General features: G+C 58.2%; 21 protein-coding genes and 1 pseudogene. 14 read left to right on the forward strand and 8 right to left on the reverse strand.

Features of this window, described 5'->3' with window-relative positions:
• Positions 1-44 precede the first annotated feature (44 nt).
• The gene (locus ACNA0J_RS16660; protein WP_415819979.1) at positions 45-2,417 is read right to left on the reverse strand and encodes a type VI secretion system Vgr family protein; all 2,373 of its coding nucleotides are present in this window, start codon (positions 2,415-2,417) and stop codon (positions 45-47) included.
• A gap of 171 nt (positions 2,418-2,588) precedes the next feature.
• Complete coding sequence (locus ACNA0J_RS16665) at positions 2,589-3,623, reverse strand: DNA/RNA non-specific endonuclease (protein WP_415819980.1); 1,035 nt, start codon at positions 3,621-3,623, stop codon at positions 2,589-2,591.
• A gap of 243 nt (positions 3,624-3,866) precedes the next feature.
• Between ACNA0J_RS16665 and ACNA0J_RS16670 the strand changes: the two genes are divergently transcribed.
• Both ACNA0J_RS16670 and ACNA0J_RS16675 read left to right on the forward strand, forming a co-directional pair.
• Entirely contained in the window at positions 3,867-4,760 is an 894-nt protein-coding gene (locus ACNA0J_RS16670) for a prohibitin family protein (RefSeq protein ID WP_415820023.1), read from the forward strand.
• Positions 4,761-4,843: 83 nt separating this feature from the next.
• Positions 4,844-5,749: a LysR family transcriptional regulator gene (locus ACNA0J_RS16675; RefSeq protein WP_415819981.1), complete on the forward strand. Its 906-nt coding sequence runs from the start codon at positions 4,844-4,846 to the stop codon at positions 5,747-5,749.
• On the opposite strand, the gene ACNA0J_RS16680 is transcribed toward ACNA0J_RS16675, so the two are convergent.
• Together ACNA0J_RS16680 and ACNA0J_RS16685 are read right to left on the reverse strand one after the other, a co-directional pair.
• Positions 5,705-6,094, reverse strand: a complete 390-nt coding sequence (locus ACNA0J_RS16680; RefSeq protein ID WP_415819982.1) for an enoyl-CoA hydratase-related protein — start codon at positions 6,092-6,094, stop codon at positions 5,705-5,707. The two genes, ACNA0J_RS16675 and ACNA0J_RS16680, sit on opposite strands and share 45 nt — an antisense overlap.
• Positions 6,078-7,457 carry an NAD-dependent succinate-semialdehyde dehydrogenase gene (locus tag ACNA0J_RS16685; RefSeq protein WP_415819983.1) on the reverse strand — a complete coding sequence of 460 codons (1,380 nt, stop codon included), beginning with the start codon at positions 7,455-7,457 and terminating at the stop codon, positions 6,078-6,080. Before ACNA0J_RS16685 ends, ACNA0J_RS16680 begins: the two co-directional genes overlap by 17 nt.
• 247 nt (positions 7,458-7,704) lie before the next feature.
• Between ACNA0J_RS16685 and ACNA0J_RS16690 the strand changes: the two genes are divergently transcribed.
• The 8 genes from ACNA0J_RS16690 (at position 7,705) to ACNA0J_RS16725 (ending at position 15,993) form a co-directional block, all read left to right on the forward strand.
• A complete protein-coding gene (locus tag ACNA0J_RS16690) occupies positions 7,705-8,613 on the forward strand; it encodes an AraC family transcriptional regulator (protein ID WP_415819984.1) in 909 nt (302 codons plus the stop codon).
• Between the two features lie 194 nt (positions 8,614-8,807).
• Positions 8,808-9,746 carry a hydroxymethylglutaryl-CoA lyase gene (locus ACNA0J_RS16695; RefSeq protein WP_415819985.1) on the forward strand — a complete coding sequence of 313 codons (939 nt, stop codon included), beginning with the start codon at positions 8,808-8,810 and terminating at the stop codon, positions 9,744-9,746.
• A gap of 15 nt (positions 9,747-9,761) precedes the next feature.
• Positions 9,762-10,733: an SMP-30/gluconolactonase/LRE family protein gene (locus ACNA0J_RS16700; RefSeq protein ID WP_415819986.1), complete on the forward strand. Its 972-nt coding sequence runs from the start codon at positions 9,762-9,764 to the stop codon at positions 10,731-10,733.
• 75 nt (positions 10,734-10,808) lie between these two features.
• Positions 10,809-11,837: a TRAP transporter substrate-binding protein gene (locus ACNA0J_RS16705; RefSeq protein ID WP_415819987.1), complete on the forward strand. Its 1,029-nt coding sequence runs from the start codon at positions 10,809-10,811 to the stop codon at positions 11,835-11,837.
• A 3-nt stretch (positions 11,838-11,840) separates the two neighbouring features.
• Positions 11,841-12,443 carry a TRAP transporter small permease gene (locus ACNA0J_RS16710; RefSeq protein ID WP_415819988.1) on the forward strand — a complete coding sequence of 201 codons (603 nt, stop codon included), beginning with the start codon at positions 11,841-11,843 and terminating at the stop codon, positions 12,441-12,443.
• Positions 12,440-13,720 (forward strand): TRAP transporter large permease, encoded by a 1,281-nt coding sequence (locus ACNA0J_RS16715; RefSeq protein WP_415819989.1) that lies wholly within the window; start codon positions 12,440-12,442, stop codon positions 13,718-13,720. The genes ACNA0J_RS16710 and ACNA0J_RS16715 overlap by 4 nt, the downstream gene beginning before the upstream one ends.
• A 3-nt stretch (positions 13,721-13,723) precedes the next feature.
• Positions 13,724-14,929 carry a CaiB/BaiF CoA transferase family protein gene (locus ACNA0J_RS16720; protein ID WP_415819990.1) on the forward strand — a complete coding sequence of 402 codons (1,206 nt, stop codon included), beginning with the start codon at positions 13,724-13,726 and terminating at the stop codon, positions 14,927-14,929.
• A gap of 98 nt (positions 14,930-15,027) precedes the next feature.
• Entirely contained in the window at positions 15,028-15,993 is a 966-nt protein-coding gene (locus tag ACNA0J_RS16725) for a Bug family tripartite tricarboxylate transporter substrate binding protein (protein ID WP_415819991.1), read from the forward strand.
• Positions 15,994-16,010: 17 nt separating this feature from the next.
• Here the strand turns inward: ACNA0J_RS16725 and ACNA0J_RS16730 are convergent, their stop codons facing one another.
• The 3 genes and pseudogenes from ACNA0J_RS16730 to ACNA0J_RS16740 form a co-directional block, all read right to left on the reverse strand.
• A complete protein-coding gene (locus tag ACNA0J_RS16730) occupies positions 16,011-16,382 on the reverse strand; it encodes a hypothetical protein (protein ID WP_415819992.1) in 372 nt (123 codons plus the stop codon).
• A gap of 399 nt (positions 16,383-16,781) precedes the next feature.
• A pseudogene (locus ACNA0J_RS16735) lies at positions 16,782-17,813 on the reverse strand (AI-2E family transporter); the annotation flags it as partial.
• 58 nt (positions 17,814-17,871) lie between these two features.
• On the reverse strand, positions 17,872-18,564 hold the full coding sequence (locus ACNA0J_RS16740; protein ID WP_415819993.1) for a DUF3053 family protein: 693 nt from the start codon (positions 18,562-18,564) through the stop codon (positions 17,872-17,874).
• 92 nt (positions 18,565-18,656) lie between these two features.
• Here ACNA0J_RS16740 and ACNA0J_RS16745 point away from each other — a divergent pair, with 92 nt between their 5' ends.
• The 3 genes from ACNA0J_RS16745 (at position 18,657) to ACNA0J_RS16755 (ending at position 20,508) form a co-directional block, all read left to right on the forward strand.
• Entirely contained in the window at positions 18,657-19,043 is a 387-nt protein-coding gene (locus ACNA0J_RS16745) for a hypothetical protein (RefSeq protein ID WP_415819994.1), read from the forward strand.
• Positions 19,044-19,456: 413 nt separating this feature from the next.
• Positions 19,457-19,744: a hypothetical protein gene (locus tag ACNA0J_RS16750; protein ID WP_415819995.1), complete on the forward strand. Its 288-nt coding sequence runs from the start codon at positions 19,457-19,459 to the stop codon at positions 19,742-19,744.
• Positions 19,745-19,815: 71 nt separating this feature from the next.
• On the forward strand, positions 19,816-20,508 hold the full coding sequence (locus ACNA0J_RS16755) for a cytochrome b/b6 domain-containing protein (protein ID WP_415819996.1): 693 nt from the start codon (positions 19,816-19,818) through the stop codon (positions 20,506-20,508).
• A gap of 75 nt (positions 20,509-20,583) precedes the next feature.
• On the opposite strand, the gene gcvA is transcribed toward ACNA0J_RS16755, so the two are convergent.
• Positions 20,584-21,483 (reverse strand): transcriptional regulator GcvA, encoded by a 900-nt coding sequence (gcvA, locus tag ACNA0J_RS16760; protein ID WP_415819997.1) that lies wholly within the window; start codon positions 21,481-21,483, stop codon positions 20,584-20,586.
• A gap of 126 nt (positions 21,484-21,609) precedes the next feature.
• Here gcvA and ACNA0J_RS16765 point away from each other — a divergent pair, with 126 nt between their 5' ends.
• Positions 21,610-22,233: a glutathione S-transferase family protein gene (locus ACNA0J_RS16765; protein WP_415819998.1), complete on the forward strand. Its 624-nt coding sequence runs from the start codon at positions 21,610-21,612 to the stop codon at positions 22,231-22,233.
• The last annotated feature ends 5 nt before the right edge of the window (positions 22,234-22,238 follow it).

The raw sequence follows: 22,238 nt of genomic DNA on the forward strand, positions 1-22,238 counted from the left end.
TGGGCGCGTCAGGCACGATAGTCGATTGGGCTTCAGGACTTTCATCAAACAACCAGGAGTAGCGCCTTGAGCAATACCTTGGGGCCACCCAGCTCGAATCTGGCAGGCTCATTTTGGCCGCGGAATGCGCAGTAATCCAATTTGAGCACTCCCAGATCCAGCTTTTTCACATAGTAGGTATTCTGCGACACGTTCACCTGATGTCTCGCCGCCGAAATGGACTGATGGAAAGCGCGGAATTGATATATCTCAACGAAGGCTTCGCCTTTCCATATGCCTTTTGTGAAATTCGATTTATGAGTATCTGTGACCGTGGGCGCATCCATGATCAACTGGTTTGTCTTGAGCGTGATCGTACTCGGCGACTTCACCATCATGTCGCCACCCGTCATGTTGATGGAATGATCCGCACCGCCTCGCTGAATATCCAGCGGCCCGGCATCCGAAAACAGCTTCATGCTGGTGGCCGTCGTGAATTCGCCCTTGCCGCCGGTGGCATCTATATAGACGTCCGTAGGGGCTTTCAGCGTGGCATTGTCCCCGATCAACTCCAACTGATGGTCCGGTCCGCCCTTTTGCAGCCAGACACTGTTGTCGCCAGTCGATTTGACGCGTATATAGTTATCTGCCTCGAATACGCCGTAGCCGCTGTCCGCTTTAATGTGGACATGACCCGAGGTCGAGGTCATGTCGATGTTCGATGTCGTCGTGTTCTTGTAATTGTGCTTGAAGATTTCTTCTCGATCACCACCGGTGACCGTCAGCTTGTCGTATCCCTCGATGGTCGTATCCCGATAGGACTTGACTAGGTTCTTTTGATACCCGACAACCGTATTGTCCTCATAATCACCGATCGTGGTGGTACGCGATTCACCTACGTCACGCGTCTCCAGGCCCTCGACGACCACGTGCAGATCTTTTTCCGAATGCAGCCGCACATACTCGCCGCCCAGCTTATTTTCGATATAAAAATAGCTTTCGTTGGCGGGAGTCCCATGATGGGAACGGCTGCTGAATCCCACAATAGTCGGTGACGGCGTAAATCCGCCCGCCGGCATCTGGCGATCGTTATAGACGCGCCCCGTCACCAAGGGACGGTCGGGATTGCCGCCGATAAAGTCCACCACCACCTCCTGGCCGACCCGCGGCGTGCTGACCGCCCCATAACCATTACCCGCCGAATCATTCGATACGCGCACCCAGCACGAGCTGTTTTCGTCGGGCTGGTTATACCGGTCCCAGCGAAAATGCAGTTTCACGCGCTGGTATTCGTCGGTATAGACCTCTGCCCCCGCCGGGCCCGTCACCACAGCTGTCTGAGGGCCTGTGGTTTTGGGAACGGACGTGATCACCGGCGCGCGGAACGGCAAGCTGGTCGGCTGAACCGTGAACTCGAATCGATACTCTCCGTCCTCGCTGCCAGAGTGATAACCCGCCTCGGTCAGAAAATACTCGACCGAGACAATGAGATATTCCTTGATGTCCACCTTGCGCGGGCTGCGCCGCAAGTTGAACGTATAGCCGGGCGCCAACCCACGCACATTGGCGCTGCCGCTGCTGCGCTCACTGGCCGAACGAGTTTCCTCGAGCCGGATCTTGACGTAGTGCTCGCCGTCCTGAATATCGGCGTATCCGCCCTGCCATTCATAGATCTCGCGATTGGCCTGCTCCACCGGATAGGCCTCTTTGAGACGGCTATGCAGGTTCAAACTGGATTTCTTGAAGTTGTAGTCATTGACGACGTACTCGACACCCCGCAGCTGTTCGCCACTGCTCCAGGCATGAATCGTCTGCTCGCTGGCCAGAACGTTCTTGTCTCGGGGAAAATAATCCAAGGCAGGATAATCCGGCAAAGGCTTGTGCTCGCCGATATCGTCGGTCAGCACCAGGATATGCTGATTTTTTTCGTGCTTGAAATAATAATAAATCCCTTCGTGCTCCATCAGCCGACTGACGAAATCGAAATCGCTTTCTTCGTATTGGACGCAATATTCGCGGGTCCGGTAACTGCCTTGCAGCTGTTTCTCGTAAACGTAGCCGGAATACGACCCGAGCACCTCGTCCAGTATTTCGACTACGCTTTTGTTCTGATAGATCTTGCAGTCGCGATTGCGCGTCAGGTACCACAGCCAAGGACTGACGGTAGCGCGATAACGTGCCAGGCGCCGACCGCCGGACTCCTGCCCGATATAGGCGAACCGGGTCACGTCGCCACTCAGATAACGCTTTGCGCCGCCCTCGGTTTCTATTTCCAGCGTCAGCGGCTTGCCCAATACCGAGGTGCCACTGATGGCCGTTGTTTTCGCCACGAGCTCTACTTCAAACTCATACAATTCGGACAGCGCTTCGCGCCCATGCATGCATTTGAATTCCAGTACCGCGCCCAGGGCGGTCTCTGCGACAACGACTCTATTCATGATCCCAACTCGATCCAAGTGTTAGATGAGTGCGGATAACCCTGATCCGACTATGACATTTTCGGGACCATGCTAGATTTTCGAGATGCCAGTTGTATGACAGTTAATAAAGATTACATTTGAAGCATCTCTGTTGAAAATGCTCACTCGCCATTCACTGGCGCAGTCCTGTCACTGAACCGATGGGCCTGAAGCTGCCCCACCGGACCTCATCGCCGATGCAGCCCCCAGAGTCTTTGCCGGCAAAAACTGTATCCCTGTCCGTTTGACCAATTCGTCGTACGTGATAGGTGGACCAGCCTTGGTGCTGGCGCTATTGGCCTGCCAATATGCCCATGACCGCCCCGTCGTCGCGTCGTAGACGAGCTTGTAGAGATAGGTGGGCACGGCGACCCCGGTGCCGATGGCTTTGGGATTTTCGGTATAAACCGGCCCGGTGAATAGGTAAACGTCGCCCGACGCCCTCATCACATATTTTCTCGTGTCCTGCTCAATACGGCTCCAGGGACCGGCATTGTGCGTCTGGTCCTGCGGCACCATATTGGCCAACGAGAAACTCTGCGCCATGGTCTGCGAGCTATACATATCCGCAGCAGGCGCCATATGGCCGCGCGAATAGCCCGAGCCCTTGTAGTCGTCCAGATCAGCCCGCTCGGCCTGAGGCAAGCGCGCTTCACTATAGAACTTGTCGGTCCGTTGCAAGCCTTGGGCCTGCGTCAACAACTGGCGATTCAAGCGCTCAGCGACAAAAACCGGCGTCTTGGTCTGGCCGCTATGCAAGACGGCAAATCCGGAAAAACACAGCTCACGCAACCCTTGTGTTGCCGGGACGATGGGCGAATGCTGGCCAGGGAAAAACTGCGGGCACGCAAAAAATTGAGTTTGAACCGATGGGCCGCTCAGTTTGACGGCGGGTGCAGTCTGGGCAGATGCCCCCTGCCCGGCGCCTTGCGTCAGCCGCCCCCATTGCCAGCCCAGATGAGCCAGGATTTCTTTTGCCGATGCGGGCAACTGCCATTGACTCGGCAATTGCCACTGAGACGGCATGTCCCATTGCGGATTCAGGACATACGTGCCGGCACTGAAACCCGCTATCCCGGCAACGACGAACGCCCGCGTAAATCGCATCAAGCGATTGGCCGGCCTGGATGGACTCTTGGAAGTTGAACGTTTCTTTTTCGGGGCTGATTTCTTGGCGCGGGTCATACTACTTTATGAGGCTGCGGGCCGGCGCATCTCTATCGCCGGCACAGCGCCCAATTGTAGATGACGTATGATTCGGCCCGTACCAGCAAAAAAGGAATAATACGCATGCGTACCGTATTCATACTGATCGGGATAGCCGTGGTCGCTTTCTTTCTGGTCAAGGGCATTAAAGCCTATCTTGCCGAACGCAACGGCAACCGTCTCAAATAATCGGAGAAGAGCCTCATGGCAACCAAGCAGCAAATGGAGAACGCCGCACAACAGGCGCGCGGGGCAGTGAAGTGGGGATTCCTGGGCATCGTGATCTTTGCGATCATTTTGACGCTCGTTTTCGGGTCATGGTTCCAGGTGGACCAGGGTGATCGCGGCGTGGTGCTGCGCAACGGCAAAATCGTGGCGGTGGCCGAGCCTGGCCTGGGTTTCAAAATACCAGTCATCGACGCGGTGCATCCGATTTCCGTGCGGGACCACACCATTACCTTTGGCGGCCAGCATTCGGCGCCGCTGGAGGCCTACAGCTATGACCAGCAACCGGCCACGCTGCGCGTGTCTATCACCTATCAGGTGCCGCCCACCAAGGTCGCTGAACTGTATTCCGAATATCAAACCCTCGAAAATGTGGAACAGCGCGTGATCGAGCGCCGCACCTTCGACGTGATCAAGAACGTCTTTGGTAAATACACCGCAGCCAGTGCGATCCAACAGCGCGAAAAAATGGGCATGGATGCCAACACCGCCATGCGCGCGGCGCTGCAGGATGTGCCCATCAACGTCGTGAGCGTACAAATCGAAGAAGTCGGCTTCTCAAAGGCCTACGAAGACAGCATCGAAAAACGCATGCTGGCCCAGGTGCAGATCGAAACGACCCGCCAGCAGAAGCAGACCGCGGAAATCCAGGCTGAAATCCAGGTCGTCCAGGCAGAGGCTGCCGCCCGCGCGCGCGTTGCTGCCTACAAAGCCGAGGCCGACGGAATCAAACTGCGCGGCGATGCCGAAGCAGCAGCCATTGAAGCCAAGGCCCGCGCCTTGGCCACCAACACTAATCTCGTGAATTTGAACGCGGTCGAAAAATGGGACGGCAAACTCCCGGAAACGCAGGTGCCAGGGTCCGCCCTGCCGTTCATCGGGATCAAGTAACCGCCATATCGCAGGCAGCTGCTGACATTTCCCCCACGTCAGCGGCTGGATTCTGGAGCGCACGGCACGTAAACTTGCGAAGTATGACGACTCGGCTAGACCTCTACTCGCTGCAGGTCTTCTTGGCAGTACTCGAAGAAGGCAGCATCGCTGCTGCCGCCGTGCGCGAACATATCGCCCCCTCGGCACTGTCAAAGCGCCTGTCTGAACTGGAACGCACGCTAGACGTCATCCTGTTCCAACGCCATGCCCGCGGTGTCGAACCTACCAGCGCCGCCCGCGCCCTGGCCCGGCGTGCCCGTGCATTGCTGCATCAAACGCAAGACCTGGCTGCCGAGATACAGGATTATTCCACCGGCCTGCGCGGCCGTGTTCGGGTGGCGGCCAACCTATCGTCAATCGCACAATTTCTGCCTATGGAGCTGCGGCGCTTCATGGACCAGCACCCTCATGTGCAGATAGACCTGGAAGAATCCGTCAGCGCGGGCGTCACGCGAGCGGTCGTCGACAATGCCGCCGACATAGGCGTGTATACGCAATCCGACGATGAAGAGGGCCTGGACATTTATCCCTATCATCGTGATGTGATGGCTGTGGTGGTCCCACGCAGCCACGTGTTGGCACGTCGCAAGTCCGTTGCTTTCTCGGAAACCCTGAACTTCGACCACGTCGGTATGCACCGGGGCAGCGCTGCAAACTACCTATTTACCCGGGAAGCTGCGGCGATTAATCGAACGTTACGCTTACGTTTCCAGGTCACGTCCTACGATGCCCTGGTCGCCATGGTACGAGCGAATCTGGGACTGGGCATTGTGCCGGTGAAGGCCTTGTCCATCCACGCGGCCGAGGACCTGCGCATCATTCCGCTCAAAGACAGCTGGGCCCAACGCCAGTTGAAACTATGCGTGCGCAGCAACGAAACACTGTCGGGCGCGGCACGGCTACTACTGGACCACCTGATATTGCAGGCGGCTTCCCGAGTGGATTGAGAGCCAAAAACTCGCCGCCAGCCGCGTCAAAAAACCACGCGCCGCCAATCCCGGAACCGGCCCCAGCCGTAGAAAGCTCTCCGCGAATGTGGCACGGCTACTCGCTACGCGCACATCGCACATCAGCGCGAGGTCGCAGCCAGCGCCCACGGCGGCCCCGTTCACTGCCGCAATGGACGGCACCTGTAATGCTTCCAGGGCGAGAGTAATCCGGTGCAGCGTTGATTTCAGTCTGGCCCGCACCTGCGTCGCCGAGCCCTGCATCAAGTCTGATCCGTGCTCCATGTCCTTTACGTTGCCGTCCGTGCAGAAATGATCGCCATCGGATTCAAGTATCCAGGCCACCCATTAGCACATACTTGACTTCGACATACTCCTCGATTCCATAGAAGCTGCCCTCGCGCCCGTAGCCAGATTGTTTGACGCCCCCAAACGGCACGGACGCCGTGCCTACCGATCCGGAATTCAGGATCACCATGCCCGCCTGGATATCGCGGGACAGGCGGAACGCGCGTCCGACATCCCGCGTATAGGCATAGGCAACCAAGCCGTATTCGGTATTGTTGGCCCTATCGACCACTTCATCCTCGTGGCGAAAGCGGTAAATCGAAAAAACGGGGCCGAAAATTTCGGTCTTGGCAATCTGCATATCGTCGTTGAGTTCAGCCAGAACAGTGGGCTCGAAAAACAGCCCGCCCTGGGCGTGCGGTTTGCCCCCCCACAGCACTGACGCGCCCTGCTGTTTGGCGCCTTCGATCAATTGCAGCACTTTGTCCAAACCCGCCTGGTTAATGAGCGGCCCCACGACAAAGGCTTGCTGCATTCCATGACCCACGCGGACTTCTGCGACCTTTTCGACCAGCGCGGCCACGAATCGGTCGTATATGCCTTCTTGCACATAGACGCGATTGGGTGAAATACACACCTGCCCTGAATTTCGCAGCTTGGCGGCCAGCAAGCCTGCCAGAGCTTGATCAAGGTCAGCGTCGTCAAAGACAATGAACGGCGCGTTCCCCCCCAGCTCAAGCGTCATTTTCTTGAGCGCCCGCCCACTGGCGGCGGCCAGCAGCTTGCCCACCGCAGTCGAGCCAGTGAAAGAGATTTTTCGAATGCGCTCGTCCTGCGTAAACAGCTCTCCGATGACCTGCGGAGAGCCCGTCACCATCTCGAAGACCCCTTCGGGGATACCCGCTCTACGCGCGTATTCCAACAGCTTGTATGCCGTCAGCGGCGTTTCTTCAGACGGTTTGATCACCATCGTGCAGCCCGCTGCCAACGCCGTCGCCACTTTGCGCGTGATCATCATGAAGGGAAAATTCCAAGGCGTGATGGCCGCGGTTGGACCGGCGGGTTCTTTCGTGACCAAGACCATGGCATTACCGGCGTGCGATGGAATGGTATCTCCATACACCCGTTTGGCCTCCTCGGCATACCACTCGATAAATCCGAGTCCGTATTCGATTTCACCCAGCGCTTCGGCTAGGCACTTGCCATTTTCGCTGACCATGATTTCAGCGAAGACTTGCTTGTCGGCGCTAACCAGGTCGAACCAGCGGCGCAGCATGTCGCCGCGTTCCTTTGCCAGTTTGCGTGACCACGCGGGAAAGGCATCGCAGGTACGGTCTATCGCCGCCCTCACCTCGATCGCGTCCATGTCAGGGGCTTGCCCGACGATTGAACCGTCGGCAGGATTAATTACGTTGATCATGATGTTTTGCAGCTCCGATTGATCGCCATAACGCCGGCCATGCGAAAATATGGCTCGGTCGGTGCCTTGAATAATAGTTATTGATGGATCGATAAAACATGGCATACAGTCTCATATCTTTGCCTGATTCTATGATTACAGATAACATAGCGTTATCCTGAGATGTCAGGCGTTTATTGATAGAGGGTCTGCTATGGGGACGGCCAGCGGCGGCGCAGCGGGCAGCATGCACGCGTTGAGAACACGAATGGTGTCAATGCTGGCACGGATGGCTCCTAACGAGGGATACAACCTGACTGCGCTGTCTGACGTCAGGTTCTTGCGCTCCAACCGTCCTTTGTCCGCCGTCCCCGTGCTCTACGATCCCGGCATCGTATTCGTGTGCCAGGGCAGAAAGCTCGGGTACTTTGGCGACCGGGTTTATCTATACGATGACCAGCACTACCTGGCGGTGTCAGTGCCCGTGCCGTTCACCATGGAGACCGACGCCAGCGCCGAAGAACCGCTGCTCGCGATTTACATGCATCTGGACTTCAAGTTGGCCGCGGATTTGATGTTGCAGATCGATCAGCATGGTGGTGCAGAGCCCGCCCAACCGCGGGGCTTGATATCCACGCCGATGGACTTCCGGCTAGGAGAATCTCTCGTGCGTTTCCTGCACGCCATGAGCCATCCGCTCGAGGCCCGCATACTCGGACCGGCGCTAGTTCGGGAAATCTATTTCCATGTGCTCACGGGAGAACAAGGAGCGTCGATGCGATCGGCGCTGTCCATGCACGGACAGTTCGGCAAGATTGCCCGTGCGCTGCGCCGCATTCATGCCTCGTTCAATGCCGATTTCAGTGTCGAGCAACTGGCACGGGAAGCGGGAATGAGCGTGCCCACATTCCATACGCACTTCAAAGCCGTAACGCAGACGTCTCCAGTGCAGTACGTGAAGTCGATACGCCTACACCAGGCACGCTTGCAGATGGTGCGCAACGGCATGACGGCCGCGGCGGCGAGTGCCGACGTCGGCTATGATAGCCCTTCGCAATTCAGCCGCGAGTTCAAGCGCCTGTTCGGACGCAGCCCGGTCGAAGAGGTCAAGCGCATGAAGGCGGAGTTTGCCGTGCCGCCTGCACACTCGGCTGCTGTCTATGTGTCTTCGCATTGAGGGGTTTACTGGCTACCTGCAGGAGGCTCTGAAGCAACGACGGGTTCCACTTTTGCTGCATCAGCCATCGCGTTTGACGATGCCCCGTCGAATATTCACGAATTGTCGCATCGGCGCTGATCTCCGAACATAAAAACAAACATCAGCACGCCGGGTTCGACCGCTGCGAGCCTGGCCATCAGGAGACAGACACCGTGACGCTTCCAGATCGAGTCGAGATCGTGGAGGTAGGCCTGCGCGACGGATTGCAGATCGAATCCGAGTTTGTGCCTACCGACACAAAAGTCGACATTCTCAATGCCTTGATAGATGCCGGCGTGCGGCATTTCGAGGCCACATCCTTTGTGTCTCCGCGCGCCGTCCCACAGATGCGCGATGCGGTCGACGTACTTGCAGGGGTGCGCAAAAAGCCGGGGGTGGTACTGAGCGCCTTGGCCCCCAACCGCAAAGGCGTCGAGCGTGCGCTGGAATCCCAGGCAGACGAAGTGGTGGTGTTTTTGTCGGCCACGGAAAGCCACAACCTGAAAAACCTGAACCGCCCCATCGAGCAATCGCTACGCGATATCGAAGAGATCGCCGAATTGCTCAAGGACAAACCCTTGCAACGCAAGGGCGCCATCGCCGTGGCCTTTGGCTGTCCTTTCGAAGGCGATGTGGACCTGGGCGTGGTCAAGACCATCTTTAACCGCTTCGTAGAGCTGGGATTCAACGCGGTAACGCTGGGCGATACCACCGGCATGGCGACACCGAAGCTGGTACGGCAGACGGTAGAGGCCCTGCTCGCCGAAGCCCCCGACATGAAAATATCCCTGCACTTTCACAACACGCGAGGCATAGGCCTAGTCAACGTCGTCGAAGGCCTGCGGGCAGGCATCACGTCCTATGAGTCCTCATTGGCCGGCCTCGGCGGATGCCCGTTCGCGCCCGGCGCCACAGGCAATATCTGTACCGAGGACCTGGTCTATTTGCTGGACGAAATGGGCATCGACAGCGGCATTGACCTGCAGGCGTTGATCCGCATTGCACAGCGCCTGGAAACCGTGGTGGGAAGGCGTCTGCCCGGGCAACTGATGAAGGCAGGCCCCCGCCTCAATTTGCATGACGTGCATGCCGCCACTGCCGCCGTGGGTTAACGCCGAGGAGCTCCGATGAACGATACGACCCGTCTATCGCCTGCCGCACTGCCGATCTCAGCGATACGTGAAACTGCCGTCAACCTCAACCGTCCGGAATGCGTGCTTTGTACCGCCACGGGAGATCTCTATGTATCGGATAAGGCTGGCGGCATTCGGCACATCCAGTCCAATGGCGACGCGCGCCTGATCGGCGCCCAGCCAGGCCTCATTCCCAATGGATTTGCGCTGATGCGCGACGGATCCTTTACCGTCGCCAATCTAGCCGATAACGGCGGCGTATGGCGCATCACCCGCAATGGGCAGGCCGCGCCGCATATCCAGGAGATCGATGGCATCGCCCTGCCCAGTGTGAATTTTGTCTGGCTGGATGACGCCGAACGGCTATGGATCTGTGTCAGCACCGTACGCAAAGGCGATCATCAGTTCCGCCGTGATATTGCCGATGGATTCATCGCCGTACAGGACCAGCAAGGCGTGCGCGTCGTCGCACAGGACATACACTGGACCAATGAGTGCCGTACGGATCCCACGGGACAGTTCCTCTACGTGAACGAGACCTTTGGCCGCCGCCTGCTGCGCTTTCGCATCGGGGCGCATGGCACCCTGAGTGAGCGCACCGTCATTACCGAATTTGGCAAAGGCACCTATCCGGATGGCATGGCGGTAGACGAAGAAGGCCATATCTGGGTCATCAGTGTTGTGTCCAACCGCGTCATCCGCGTCAGTCCCGACGGCCAGCAGCAACTGATCATCGAAGACCTCGATGCCGCACATATCGACAAACTGGAAACCGAATACCTGGCAAATCGCCTGAGCCGTCCCCTGGTGTACGACAACCACAGCGTAAAGCTGCAGAACATCACCAGCCTGGCCTTTGGCGGGTCCGATAGAAAAACGGCGTATATGGGCTGCATCAACGGCACCTCGTTGGCGGTATTCGACGCCCCCGTCGCTGGCCTGAAACCCGTGCACTGGAACTGGTAAAGATCGGCGCGATGTTCATCGCGCATCACAAAGGCAATACGTCCGTAGACGACGAGCCCCCAGGGAGGAGACATCATGAAGCAGCAACGGCTTATGCAGGCCTGCAGACAAAAAATATTCTTGACCGTATCGGTAGCCGCTGCGCTCGTCGCCGGCACATTAGGTTTCGCAAACGACGTGCAGGCGCGCGAGATGAAAATCGCCACCATCGCCGCATCGAACAGCCCTTGGGACCATGCGATGCGCGCCTTCGCTGACGAGGCGGCCAAACAATCGCAAGACGACCTAAAGGTGCATGTCTACACCGATGGACAACTGGGGGATATCAGCAAGATCCTCTCGTCCATGCAGTTGGGCACCTTGGACATGGGATATTTTGGCCTGGGTTCAGTGGTCTTTCTACGCGGCGCGCAGCCCCTGAACATCCTGTACGCGCCCTACTTATTCAAAAGCGGCGAGCAAGCCGAACGTATCGTCAACAGCGACGAATTCCAGAAACTCTTCGACGAGGTCGCCAAGAAGTCCGGCGTCCGGGTATTCGCCGCCTTTGGCATCCGTTCCCCTCGCGCGCTGCAAACCGTCTCACGCGCGATCAACAAACCGGAAGACGTGAAAGGCTTGAAACTGCGTATTCCGTCCATTCCGATCCTGAAAACCACGTTCGAAACACTAGGCGCACAAGTTGTGCCTCTGGGCATGACGGAAATCTACACGGCCCTGGGCAGAGGCATGATCGACGGACAAGACAATGGTTTTGATCTGTCTATCCCCTTGCGCTTTCACGAAGAAGCCAAGTACTGGGCAGCGACAGACCACGCCTATGAGCTCACAGGCTGGTTCATTTCCGAACGTACCTGGCAGGGCCTGAGCGACAAGGAGCGTGCTGCGCTGGTCGCCGCCGCCAAGGCCGGCGGCCAGGTCGCGACGAAACTGGATAAAGAACTGGACGACAACGCCGTCAAACTGCTGAAAGATGCTGGCGTGACCTATACGCAACCCGACAAAGCCGCGTTCCAGGCCGCGCTGGCGAACGTCTATAAACAGTACGAAGGCAAAGATTGGCCTGAAGGCATGGTCGAACGCATTCAGAAAATGCAGGAGTAGGCCATGAGCGTGCCGATACGCGCCGCTGTACCGTCCTCAGCCGTCCCGCGCCCCCCCGCCGGCTGGCGCTCGTGGGTACTGCGCGCGGACCGCGTGATTTGCTGGATCGGCAGATTGAGCGTCGTCCTGACGCTGGCCGTGGTGCTGATTTCGTGTTTTTGCCAGGTGCTGGACCGCTACGCGTTGAAGACTCAGTTCGATGCATGGGACCAGATTGCCCGTATCGGCATGCTGTGGTCCGCCTTTTTAGGCGCGGCGATGGCGTTGAGGGAACGCCGCAACGTGGTCATCGATATCATCGACCGTCACCTTTCCGAGCGCGTGCGTAAAGTCCGGGACAAACTTTTTGACGCGCTGTTGCTCGTACTGGCCATCACGCTGTTCGTCAAAGGACTGGATGTCGTCGCCGTCGGCCAGTTTCAAGACATCGTCGGTACGCCGTTTACCTATGCCGTGAGCTATGCCTCGCTGACAACGGGCATGGTGTTTTTCATCTTGTTCTTGGTACTGCGCCTGATCATTCCCCAGGCGCCTCCTCCAGAAGATATCTTTCACACCGAGCCGGCTATGGGCAACACGACAGTGTCGCCGGGAGACCCATCATGATCATCGGCTCGGTCATTCTGTTCATCGTGCTGATATTGATGGGCCTGGACATTGGCTTTTCGATGATCACGGCAGCGATGGTAGGGATGCTGTTCAAATCGGGCGGCGGCGTCGACATCGTGCAGGCGCCGCTGACGATGCTCGGTGGCATCGACGAAACTGCCTTGGTGGCCATTCCCCTCTTTATTCTGGCAGGCGAGCTGATGAACCGCGGCGGCGTCACCCTGCGTTTGATCAACTGGTCCATGGCAATGGTGGGCCATCTGCGTGGCAGTCTGTCGCAAGTCTCGTTGACCACTAATCTGGTCATGGCCGGCATCAGCGGCTCGGCCGTTGCCGACGCCAGCGCCATTGGCACAGCGATGATTCCCTCCATGAAACAGGAGGGCTATCGGCGCGGCTATCCCGAAGCGGTCATCGCCTGTGGCGCCATGTTGGGCCCCATCCTGCCGCCTTCCATCCCGATGATTGTGTATGCGGTGCTGGCCAATTTGTCGATCATCCGCCTGTTCCTCGCAGGCATCATTCCAGGGTTCATGCTGCTGGCCGGCTATATGGCGATATGCGCATGGCAGGCGCGCCGTCATCACTATCGTTCGCGGCCTAGCGCCAGCTGGCCTGAGCGCGCTCGCGTGACGCGCGCGTCGATCTGGGCGCTGATGATGCCCATATTGATCATTGTGGGGATTCGTTTCGGCCTGTTGACGGACACCGAGGCAGCCGCCTTTGTCGCAGTCTATGCCCTGTTGGTAGGCCTGATGGTCTACCGCGAACTGAAGCCGGGAAATTTGAGCGAAGTGTTTTACTCGGCCGGGCGCACCATGGCAGTGGTGTTGTTTCTGCTGGCGGCGGCAGGCCCTTTCAGCTGGCTGATCAGCGAATCTCGTGTCGCGGCCACGATTGCCAATGCCATCCTCGGGATATCAGATCAACCCTGGGTAATCCTGTTGACGGTGAATGTGTTTCTCATCCTGGTGGGAAAAATCCTGGAACCCCTGCCCGCCATGATCATCACGTTGCCCGCGCTATTGCCGATCGGCGCGCAACTGGGCATGGACCCGATCCAGTACGCGATGATTTTGATCCTGAATCTCATGACCGGCATGCTGACTCCGCCCGTCGGCATTCTGCTCTTTGTGACGTCTGCGGTGGGCCGCACGCCTATCGGCCCCATCGTACGCGAGGTCATTCCCTTCTTTATCTGGTCGCTGATCGTACTCGCGTTGATCTGCGCCTTTCCTCCACTGACTTTATGGCTACCCAGCCTGGGCGGCTGACACATGCATCCATCTGAACAAGACACGAACATGCCACTATCGGGAATTCGCGTTCTCGACCTGACCCGAATTATTTCGGGCCCCTATTGCACGTCGATTCTGGCCGATATGGGCGCCGAGGTAATCAAGATCGAAACACCGGGCGAAGGCGATCCCGTGCGCCGCCAGGGGGTCATCCGCGACGGCCTGAGCTGGTATTTCGCGAACTACAACCGCAACAAAAAATCCGTGACCCTGGACCTGTACAGCCAGGAAGGCAAAGACATCCTGCGCAGCCTGATCCCGCGCTGCGATGTCATCATCGAGAACTATCGCCCCGGCATCATGGAAAGAATGGGACTGGGCAGCGACGCGCTAAAGGCCCTGCGGCCTGATATCATTCACTGCAGTATCAACGGATTCGGCACATCGGGTCCCTATCGTGACCGGCCTTCGTTCGATTTCATCGCTCAGGCCATGAGCGGCTTCATGAGCCTGAATGGCGCGGAAAGCGATCCCCCCATGCGCGCCGCACCGCCTATCAGTGATTTGATTGCAGGGATGAACGGCGCGTTGGGCGTCATGGCTGCATTGCTTCGGCGCGAGCGCACGGGCCGCGGCGATACGATCAGCGTCAGCCTGTTGAGCAGCATGATAGGCCTGCTGAGTTTTCACGCGGCGAACTATTTCGCCAACGGACAATTGCCTGCCCGCACGGGCAACGATCACGGTATCGTCGCGCCATACGGTCTGTTCGAAACGGCAGACGGTCAGGTGGCGATTGCGCCGTCGAACGACGCCATGTATGAAAAATTCCTGGATGCGCTGGAATTACAGGAGTTGCGCACCCATCCAGACTTTCAGGCGAACGCCGATCGCATGTTGAACCGGACCTCGATCAAAGCCATCATCGAGGCGCGCACTCGACAGCAAGCCACACACTACTGGATCGAACGCTTGAATCGCTATGGCGTCCCGTGCGGACAGGTGATGAACCTGCAAGAAGTCTTTGCCGATCCTCAAGTCGCGGATCAAGAAATGGCGATTGACGTCCCGCATCCTGATGGCCAACAGGTGCGCATGCTGGGCTTTCCCGTGAAGTTCGCCGAAGCCCCTTGCCGAGCGTACCGTGCGTCTCCTGAACTGGGCGGCGATACCGACGACGTACTCACCGGGCTGGGACTGTCTCGCGAGTATATTGAACAATTACGCCAGGCTGGCAAAGTCTGACATACCCACACCAGGCCTGCCATCAGGTCTTGTTTATATCGAGCAGTACGCAACGCTGGCGTCATGACCAGCGCGAACCCCCAAAGGAGACAGACATCATGCTACGTGCAACCCTACTCGCAGGCTGCTTTATGGCCCTGGCAATGCCCGCCGTCGCGCAAAAAAATTATCCCGACCAACCGATTCGCATCATCGTACCGTTCACGCCCGGCGGAGGTACCGATTTTCTTTCTCGCACCGTTGCAGCCAAATTGGCCGAGACCACCAAATGGAACGTCGTCGCAGAGAATCGCGCAGGCGCGGGTGGCACGGTAGGTATCTCGGCTGCAGCACGGGCACAACCCAATGGCTACGAAATCGTCATGGGCCAGACCGATAATCTGGCCGTCGCCCCCTCGCTCTATAGCAAACTCACCTACGACCCGATCAAGGACTTTGCCCCCATCGGCATCGTAGGTGAAGCCCCGCTCATCGTCGTAGCGGGCAAGAACAGTCCCTACAAATCGCTGGATGATTTGATCAAAGCCGCCAAGAAAGCCCCAGGCACCATCAACTATGGCTCGCCGGGCGCAGGCACCATTACCCATCTGGCTGCAGAGCTGCTGCAGCAAAAGGCCAATATCAAACTGGTGCACGTGCCCTACAAGGGCTCTGGTCCGGCGATGGCCGATCTGTTGGGTGGACAGATCCCCATCATCTTTACGTCGATCCCCTCATCGGCACCACAGATCAAAGCCGGCACCGTGATTCCGTTGGCGGTCACCTCGCCCAAGCGCAGCCCCGCCATGCCGGACGTACCGACCGTCGCCGAGCTGGGTTATCCCGATTTCGACGTGCGCGTCTGGTACGGTTTGCTGGCGCCGGCCCAGACAGACAAGCAGATTGTGCAGACCTTGAATACCGAGCTGAACAAAATCCTCGCGCTCCAGGACATTAAAGACGCGCTGTCAGCTCAAGGCGCAACGGCGATGCCCACAACGCCCGATCAATTTGCGCAAACGATCGAGCATGATCTCCATAAATGGAAACCGGTCATCAAGGCCGCCAATCTCAAGCTGGACTAGCGGCCTGATTGCAGCGACTACGCCGCCACACGCAGATGACGCTTGCCACGGCGGCCCGTCGCGGGGCTGGGAGCGGGGTTGAGCAAGCTGCTCGGGATATCGACGAGCAGTGCTTGCTCACCGGACTGACTGATCTGCCCGGGCAAGATCCAACTCTTGCCATCGCCGCACTCGGTATCCCGCAGATGTTGTGCCAGACGCATGGCGTCGTGTTCGGCACGCTCGCGGCTGGGACGGGCAACCTCGCAAAAACGCGTAAAGCTGAACGTCCAGTCGGACTCACGGCCAATGACCTCGACACACCCCCGATATTCGCCCAGGTCGGCCTCGTGCACACGAGGACGGATGGTATAGCTCACCTTGGAAGCGAACCCAGCATAAGTGTCCATAGCGGATCTCCCTGATGATGTCCTGCCCATTCAGAGTAGATCAATAACATGATCAAACTATGGCTATTTGCAATCTTTGAAAACCATTACGAAAAGGTTACATAAGCCATAATTCAGTACATTCGTGCCCTATTTTTGGGCTCAGATCTTGTCAGATCGCCGTCTTCCCCGTGAGTGAGTGCTTTGGCGGGGTTGTTTATTTTGGTCGGAATGTTGCGAGCCGCCCGAGGAATCCGCGGATTTTGTATCTGTGGAACGTTGCGCATGTGCGACACGGGGCGCCTGGGATGAGCGCATCTGACTGGCTGAACCGTCATGGGGCGTACGCCGTTCATGACCGTCACGCCGCTGAGAACGCTGACCCGGCTTTCCTGGATTCGCCAAAGCCGCGAAATCGGACGAAAACAAATCCCATGACGCAATGAACAACGCGGCAATCAGCGGCCCGATCACAAACCCATTCAATCCGAATAACCCCATCCCGCCCAGCGTGGAAATCAGCACCACATAATCGGGAAGCTTGGTGTCTTTACCGACCAGCAAAGGACGCAATACGTTATCGACCATGCCGATCACCAGCACACCGTACAAGGCCAGCGCCACACCTTGCCAAAGTTCGCCCGAGACCAGGAAATAGACGGCAACCGGCCCCCAGACCAAACCCGCACCGATGGCCGGCAGCAGCGACAGAAATGCCATCACTACGCCCCATAACACGGGCCCCTGGATGCCGAGGATATAAAAGATCACCCCACCCAGTGCGCCCTGCGCAGCGGCAACAGCGATATTGCCTTTGACGGTTGCCCGGATCACGGTGGTGAATTTGCGCAGCAAGTGCAGTTTGTGTGTATCGCTCAAAGGGATTGCCTCGCGTAACCGCGCCGACACAATCGAGCCATCACGCAACAAGAAGAACAACAGATACAGCATCACGCCAAAGCTGATCAGAAACTCAAAGGTGTTCTGGCCGATATTGAATGCCTGCGTGGCGATGTACTGACTGCCTTGCATGGCGCCCGCGGTCAGCTTTTCCTGCATGCTGGACAGATCTCCTATCCCGAAACGATCCATCATGTTTTGCACGCTGGCAGGCAACGCATCCAGGATCTGCTGTACATAAGAACCGAAGTTCAAATTCCCCGACTTGACGCGTTGGTACAGACTGGTGCCCTCCTGTACCAGCGAGCCGGCAATGAACGTTACCGGCACGATCACCACGACTAACACCAGCATCAACGAGATCAGTGCCGCGAGATTGCGCCGCCCGCCCAGCTTGGCGGCGATACGCCGATGAATCGGCGCAAAAATAATGGCCAGAATCGCGCCCCAGAAAACCGCGCCATACAGTGGCCACAATAGCCAGACAAAGGCGATCGACACGCCCACCAAGAGCAACAAGAAAAAGCGGTAATGCAGGTTGGAGCCATTCATAGCGTGAATTCCATGCGCGGCGTTGGCCGCGAGTGCTGCGATTGTACAAATGGTCGGATCATAGGGGCTGCAAAGTTTGCAGACGAGCTTGCGCCTGCTCGACGGCGGCAGCGTGACTATTCAACGTATCGAGCAGTTGGTTGAGTTCGCGTTGCACAGAGGGATCGCGCGCCGCGGCCGAGTCGGCCTCGATCGTGATCTGATCCGCGTGCTTGGCGATAAAATCCGCGGCACGCAGGGCATCGTCCAACGACGCCAGCGCTGTATCAGTCAGCTCGTCCAGAACGCCGGCAGACTGGGTCACGATCTTGTCGTAGGCCTCGGTATACACAGGCTGCAGGTCCGCAGGCTGCTCCCACTCGGCACGCTCGGACTGTGCGTGAGCCTGCGCCTGGTGCAATGCCTCTTGTCCGGCAGCCACGGCTTGACGGTCCGCCCGCAGGGTCTCGTGGCGAGCCTGCAGCTGCGCCAACGATGTCAGCCCCTCGTGCTCAAAGGCGTTCGCCAGATTCTGCACCTGTTGCTGCACGACATTATCCACGGCACTCAGCACAGCATATTGGTCGGCATAATCGCCCAACGCATCGCGCTGTGTCTCGTCCAGCGCGGGAACGCGGTGATCGGCAGTATCAATCACCTGTGTCTGCAGCCATGCAATAAACGCGGCACGCTGCTCCGGCTCCTTATTGACGCAGCCGGCAATGGCCATACTCAGCAAGACGATGCTGATGAACTGAAAGGCGATGCGCATGATTCTCCTGAAATACGCCGATACGGCTGTGGCCTCTCGCTCACACCGCAGCCGTATCGCTTACGCCGCATAGACTACCCTACAATGACGACATGAACGCATCCAACTCTTCGCCTTCTGTTACCGGCTCCAGCGAATCGCAACCCTGGGGTTACACCCATCCTGACTGCCGGGGCTCATCGGCATTCCTGTTTTTCACATCGGATCTCGCACGTGTGGTGAACCAGGAATTAGCCGGCCAGTCGCTGGATGACACCGCCATGGCCCGCGCACAACAAGCGGTCGACGCCTTGGTTCAACGGTATATAGACATCCAGGCAGCACCCGCGGCGTTCAATGGCCAGCGCATCCTTCTGAAGCTGGATACCGCGGCTTCGGGTGGTACGCCACAAGTCGCGCTGGAAATGTCACCGGAACTCGAAGACCAGATCATCGAAGCCCAACGCCTGGCACACCAGCAGGCCTCGATGCGCCAGTAATATTTTGTCATTTACTGCCGTGGGCTTGGTCCAGCAAGCCCATGGCAGCCACTGCTAAGAAAAGTCTTGCCAAAACAATAATTTAGCTTTATAGTAGAAAGCTTGGCAGTAAACGCCTCTAGGGATTTGCTCGGCAAAACGCTTGGCACATTATTTAAATCCATAATCCATCCCCGGCGGCAGTCTTGGCGAAATATACCCAACATCAATCCGCCATCCTGCCTTGACTCCATGGCCGTTGGCCATTTTTTAAATTGCCCCGCCCCAACCGAGGCACTCGCCGCATTGCGCATACGGCCAACGTCCGTGCAGCATTTGCGACTAAAGATTGACTCCCCTTTGGTCAACCCTGCGTTCAGGCAGCTTGCTCAAGGCTTGTCATTGCATTTCCATAACCATAACGAGAACTCAAAATGAACCACTCCATTCACCCTATTACGCCGTCTGAATTGCTGCCTCGCCGCGGACATACCAAGCTCGACCAGATGCCGATCCACGTCGGCGATATCGTGCACCTGCGGCCGGCTCATGGCCCAGCAATTCGCGCCACGGTGATTTACAACGCGCCGATCAACGGCACGGTCACGTACACGACCGAGGTCGTACGCCCCCGTGGCTGCGCAGACCAGCCCGGCATGCGTATTCGATTCCGTCACGAACACGTGCATCGGATCGAGCCTGTCCGCAAACAGGCGGCTTGATCCCTATCAAAACGCAGAATGCAGCAGGCCCGTGATAAAGTGGTTTTCCCTTTTCCGAGCCGGCTCCGCCCATGCTGCACACGCGTTCCTGTATTCGCATCTGGGACTTTCCCACTCGTCTATTCCACTGGGCCTTGGCCATCTGTGTCATCGGCGCCTACGTCAGCGTCAAGCTGGGCGGCCTGTACATGGACTGGCATGTCCGCTTCGGGCTGGCCACGCTAGGCCTGATCGTGTTTCGCGTGCTCTGGGGGCTGGTCGGTCCACGCTATGCGCGTTTTTCCACCTTTGTCCGCGGCCCCGGTGCTATCAAACGCTATATACAGGGCGCAGCGACCTCTGCCGGCCATAACCCCCTGGGCGCTTTGTCCGTCATCGCCATGCTGGCGGTACTCGGTTTTCAGACAATCAGCGGCCTGTTCATCAGCGACGACATCATGACGCAGGGTCCGTTATATGGCCGGATCGACGAGAGCGTCTCGTCCTGGCTCGCCTCATGGCATGAGCGCAATGAATGGATCATCATCGGGCTGGTCGTTCTGCATTTTGTCGCCATCATCTGGTACGTTGCGGTGCGCCGACGGCGTATCGTAGGTCCGATGATTACCGGCAACGCCCGGCCCCAGGACCTGCCGGCTGGCACACCGCCGACCGAAGACGGTCCCATGATCTGGCTGCGCGCCGCGATCATCGCGGCCGCGGTGACCGCCCTGGTATTGTGGATCCGCTCGCTGGAGCTGGTGGCGGATTTTTCGTTTTCGTAGTCACGCGCGCGCTGTGACAAGCACTACCCAGCAATGGTGGCGCGTGATGGAACGCTAAGCGCAGGCGCGGCGTCTCTATTGGCCGGCTTTGGCATCCTGCGCTTCTTCTTTGATCCACTCCGCGAACGCCCGGACTTCCGGGCGCTGCATGGCACCCGGCAGCGTGACGAGGTAATAGGCAAAGCGCGCCGGCCAGGGCTTGTCCAACACTTGCACGAGGCGGCCTGCGGCGATTTCCTCGCGCGCATATTCTTGCGGTACCAGGGCCAACCCTTGACACGCCGCAGCAGCCCGGATCAGCAGATAGTCGTCCTCGAACGCCGTGCCGCGCTCCGCGCGAGGATCCTTGGCCGCACCGTGCGCGGCGAACCAAAGCTGCCAGTCCACCCGGTCGGAATCGTGCAGGAGCGGGTAGTTCAGGCAGTCTTCCGGCTCTCGGATGGCATGGCTATTCGCCACTAGATCCGGGCAGGCCACCGGGACCAACACGGGAGCCATCAGGCGAGTGACTTCCAGGCCGGGGTAATTGCCCAGCCCATGCCGCAACGCCACGTCCACACCGTCGCGTCGCATGTCCATCAAGGCGGAAGTCGCCTCGACGCGCACCTCGATCTGCGGATGCCGCTGGTTAAAGCGACCCAATCGCGGCACCAGCCAGGACGCGGCGAAGGTGGCGACGGTACTGACCGTCAGCGTTTGGCGGCCCTTGAATGCTTCCAGCGTGTTTACGGCTTTGTCGATCTGCGCGAACGCTTCGAGCAGCGAAGGATGCACACCGGCGCCAGCTTCGGTCAGGCGCAAGCCCTGCCGTTCCCGCGTGAACAGCGTTATCCCAAGCCGGTCTTCCAGCAATCGAATCTGCTGACTGACTGCGCCGGAGGTGACATGCAGGGCTTCGGCGGCGGCCTTGATGCTGCCGCGCTGGCCAACTTCGACAAAGGTGCGTAGCGCCGGCAAAGGGAGTGAGGTAGCCATTCGATTTAGTTTTTCTAAAGACTTAAGCGAGAAATGATCGCTTCCGATTGTTTACTAATGCAGCGATGATCCAGGAAGTTTAGTGTGATGAGTTGCCTTTAGCAAACCTTAACCCTGGATGCTGTAATGATCGATCTTTACACCGACAGTTCGCCCAACGGCTTCAAAGCGACGATTGCTCTGGAAGAACTGGCCTTGCCCTACCGTCTGCACCATGTCCGCCTCAATGCGGGTGAACACCGGCAGCCAGCATTCCTGGCGCTGAACCCGCATGGCCGCATCCCGGTCATCACCGACGATGAAACCGGCATCACGCTGTTCGAGTCGGCCGCCATCCTGCTCTATCTGGCCGAGAAGACCGGCCGGCTGCTGCCGCATGGTCCCGCGCAGCGCTGGGAGGCGATCAAGTGGCTGCAGTTCCACTCATCCAGCGTCGGCCCCATCATCGGGCAGCGTGTGCATTTCGAGCTGTTCGCCGAGGACAAGATACCGGCCGCCATCGAGCGTTTCCGCCAGCTGACAGAAAGTGTGTTCGCCGTCGTAGATAGCCGCCTGGCCCGGCAATCTTACCTGGCCGGTGATGATTACTCGATCGCCGACATTGCGCACTTTGGCTGGACGCACATCGCGCGCATCGTCGACTTCGATTTCAGCCAGCACAAGCACATGAGCGCCTGGCATGAACGGGTAGCGCAGCGGCCTGCCGTGCGCAAGGGCATCACACTGCCCGAACCGGCAACGGGCGCATGAGGGAG

This window comes from Bordetella tumbae, assembly GCF_965139195.1.
Classification (GTDB): domain Bacteria; phylum Pseudomonadota; class Gammaproteobacteria; order Burkholderiales; family Burkholderiaceae_B; genus Bordetella_A; species Bordetella_A tumbae.